2 pseudogenes are annotated in these 447 nt (G+C 69.4%); both read left to right on the top strand.

Going from position 1 to position 447, the window contains the following annotated elements:
* Positions 1–190 (top strand): annotated as a pseudogene (locus HX846_RS37725) (AAA family ATPase); the annotation flags it as partial.
* Positions 191–197: 7 nt separating this feature from the next.
* Positions 198–447 (top strand): annotated as a pseudogene (locus HX846_RS37720) (DUF58 domain-containing protein); the annotation flags it as partial.

The following is a 447-nucleotide window of genomic DNA, read 5'->3' as shown; positions in this document are numbered from 1 at the left end:
GGTTCGCGGTGCACGGGCGCGGGCCTTGCTGCGCGGGGGCGAGTTCGTGACCCCGGACGACATCAAGGGCTGCGCCCTGGCAGTGTTGCGCCATCGGGTGCGTATTGCCCCGGAGCTGGATATCGACGGGTTGGAAGTCGACCAGGTGCTCCGGCAATTGCTGGACCAAGTCCCGGCGCCACGCCAATGAGACGCCCATGAGACCAACCCGCCTGCTGTTGACCTGGCTCGGTGTACTGCTGGGCCTGAGTATCCTGCTCGGCGCACTGGTGGCGCTACAGGTCAAGGTGCCAGACGCCCTGCACTCAGTGACGTGGGGCCTGCTGCTGGCCCTGTTGCTGCTGGCCCTGCTGGATGCCAGCCGCCTGCGCCGCCGGCCGTCCCCGCGCGTGCGACGGCAGATGCCCGGCAGCCTGGCACTGGGGCGCTGGGGGGAAGTGCGGGTAA

It is taken from the genome of Pseudomonas sp. K5002 (assembly GCF_013386655.1).
GTDB lineage: Bacteria > Pseudomonadota > Gammaproteobacteria > Pseudomonadales > Pseudomonadaceae > Aquipseudomonas.
Note: the sequence above shows the minus strand (reverse complement) of the source record. Positions and strands in the feature narration are given on the sequence as shown.